This is a genomic window from Rubritalea sp., assembly GCF_039830215.1.
In the GTDB taxonomy this organism is placed as follows: domain Bacteria; phylum Verrucomicrobiota; class Verrucomicrobiia; order Verrucomicrobiales; family Akkermansiaceae; genus Rubritalea.
On record NZ_JBDOPO010000165.1, the window covers coordinates 1 to 2999 of the forward strand.

2 protein-coding genes are annotated in these 2999 nt (G+C 52.3%); both read right to left on the bottom strand.

Annotation, left to right across the window (positions count from 1 at the left end):
* Positions 1-997 (bottom strand): carboxynorspermidine decarboxylase (locus ABGY95_RS05475; RefSeq protein WP_347440690.1); only part of this gene is annotated, 997 nt, incomplete at its 3' end.
* A gap of 107 nt (positions 998-1104) precedes the next feature.
* Positions 1105-2999, bottom strand: a 1895-nt coding sequence (gene acs, locus ABGY95_RS05480; RefSeq protein WP_347440691.1) for an acetate--CoA ligase, incomplete at its 5' end; no start/stop codon positions are given.

A 2999-nucleotide genomic window follows, 5' to 3' on the forward strand; every position in this document is an offset into this window, starting at 1 on the left:
GGCAGCTCGGCCCACCGAGACGGTAGGTGTATTTTCCCGATTCAGTGGCGAGTGTGCTATCAGGTCCAAAGACCTCTGGGCGGTAAGGCATTTCTAGAACATCGGGCATGTGGCATGTGGCAGAGACGTCTAGGATAGCAATCTGGATGCCCGCATTTGAAACGATGTCGATGACGGAGGCTTCGAGGACACCAGTGTGGATAGCGATTGCTTCACCGGGCTCGAGCCAGATTTCATCGAGATCGTAGCGCTCTCGAGTTTTCTTGATAAGTTTGACCAGTAGGTCGCGATCGTAGTTAGGCTTGGTGATCCAGTGGCCTCCGCCCATGTTAAGCCATTTGATTTCTTGACGGCGAAGTAGGTCGCCGAATTTTTGTTCAATAGCTTCGAGTGTGCTTTCAAGGTCATCGGCACCTTGTTCGCAGAGGGTGTGGAAGTGGAGGCCGCTGATGCCTGTGAGGTCGGTTCCTTCGAGTGATTTGGCTGTGGAACCCAGATGTGATCCCGCCGCGCAGGGATCGTAGAGAGGGGTGTCGCCAGTCGAGTGTTCGGGGTTGATGCGCATTCCGCATTTTAGTTTACCAGAAAGGTAACGATGGTGCGTGGTCACCATTTCGCGAAAGCGTTGCCACTGGCTTACTGAGTTGAAGTCGAGGTGGCTGCTAAATTCTAGTAGCTCTTTGACTTCATCTTCTTTATAGGCTGGAGAATAAGTGAGCGTGTGCTTGCCAAATTCTTCGTGCGATAGCTGAGCTTCCCACAGTCCGCTAGCACAACAACCATCGAGGTATTCTGCGACGACTGGGAATGATTTCCAAAGCGCGAAGCCTTTCAGCGCGAGCACGATCTTGCAGTCTGCTTGTTGTTTGATCTCGGCAAGAATCTCGAGATTTTTCCGCAGAGCTGGTGTGTCGATGATGTAGCGCGGAGTAGGAGAGGTTTCTAGCCTCTTTGAATCATCAAGCTTGGCAGCGGCAAGGCATTTAGTCTGCTTCATAAGTTTTGTACGAGATGAGTGCGTGGCTTTATGGCAGGAAGTCAGCCTCTGCTACGAAAAAAGCGGAGCCTCGTGTGAGGGCTCCGCTTTGAAAGTATAGCAAATCGTTACTCGTTCAAGGATTTCTGGAGGGCGTCGATAACCTTCGGGTCTTCGAGAGTTGTCGTGTTTCCTGTGACCTTGCCTGTTGCGACAAGCTCCTTGAGGAGGCGACGCATGATCTTGCCTGAGCGAGTCTTAGGTAGACCCGGAGCGAAGTGAATCGCGTCCGGCTTGGCAATCGCACCGATGACTTTACCGATGTGGTTGCGGAGCTCGATTTTAAGTTTGTCCGTTTCTTTGATGCCCCCTTTGAGTGTGACGAAGCAGACAACTGACTGGCCTTTGATCTCGTGTGGCTTGCCAACAACTGCGGCTTCAGCAACAGCTTTGTGCGCTACGAGTGCTGATTCGATCTCAGCTGTGCCGAGGCGGTGGCCGGAAACGTTGAGCACGTCATCGAGTCGGCCAATGATGTAGATGTTTCCTTTTTTGTCCTTACGGGCACCATCACCGGCTGTGTACATGCCGTCGTAGTCACTCCAGTAGGTATTTTTGTAACGCTTTTTGTCGCCGTATATGTTACGGAGCATGGATGGCCATGGTTTGCGGATGACGAGACGACCAGGTTGGTCAGCTTTACATTCGTTGCCTTCTTCATCGAGAATAACGGCATCGACACCAAAGAATGGGAGAGTTGCTGTGCCAGGCTTGATCGGTGTGCAACCAGGCAGTGGTGAGATCATGGCTGCACCTGTTTCAGTCTGCCACCAAGTGTCAACGATTGGGCAGCGTCCGCCACCAATCTTGTTGTAGTACCATTCCCACGCGGCTGGGTTGATAGGCTCGCCCACTGTGCCTAGAAGGCGGAGTGATGAGAGGTCGTGTTTATCTACGTGCTCGTCGCCAGCTTTGATGAATGCACGGATTGCTGTTGGGGCTGTGTAGAAAATAGTGACACCGTATTCTTCGATGATATTCCAAAATCTGCTCCAGTCTGGATAGTTTGGTCCACCTTCGTACATAACCTGCGTCACGCCATTGAGAAGTGGTCCGTAGGTGATGTAGGAGTGACCAGTGATCCAGCCGACATCAGCAGTGCACCAGTAGACATCGTCTTCCTTCATGTCGAAGATGTACTTACAGGTGGTGTAAGTTCCAACCATGTAGCCGCCGGCAGTGTGGAGGATTCCCTTTGGCTTTCCTGTGGAACCAGATGTGTAGAGGATGAAGAGTGGGTGCTCAGAGCTGAAGCCCTTTGCTTTGTGCGTGGCGGGAGCTTTAGCAGCTTCTTCATGCCACCAGAAATCACGGCCTTTCTTCATTTTGATGTCATTCTCACAACGCTTGAGGACGAGCACTGATTTGACTGATGTGTTGCCTTTGAGGGCTTCGTCCATGTTGTCTTTGAGTGGGACGACACCAGCACGACGCCATGAGCCATCGGCAGTAATGACGGCCACTGCCTTGGAGTCTTCGAGGCGATCTTTGATAGACTCAGAGGAGAAGCCTCCGAAAACAATGGAGTGGACTGCGCCAATACGGGCACAGGCGAGCATTGCGATAGTGGCTTCAGGAACCATCGGCATGTAGATGAGAACGCGGTCCTTAGATTTCACTCCCTTTCCCAACAAGATGTTGGCCATGCGGCAGACTTCACGCTGGAGCTGCTGGTAGGTGATGGTGCGTTTATCGCCTGGCTCACCTTCCCAGATGATAGCAGCCTTGTTTTTGCGGCCGTTAGTAAGGTGACGGTCCACGCAATTTTCAGCAACATTGATGCGCGCTCCGGTGAACCACTTAGCAAATGGAGGATTCCAATCGAGGACCTTTTTCCAGCGTTTCTGCCAGTGGAGCTCTTTGGCTTCGCGGGCCCAGAAAGAGGCCGGCTTTTCGATCGATTCCCGATACATCCGCCTATATTGGGCCATGCTGGAGATTCGGGCCTTCTTCGAGAATTCCC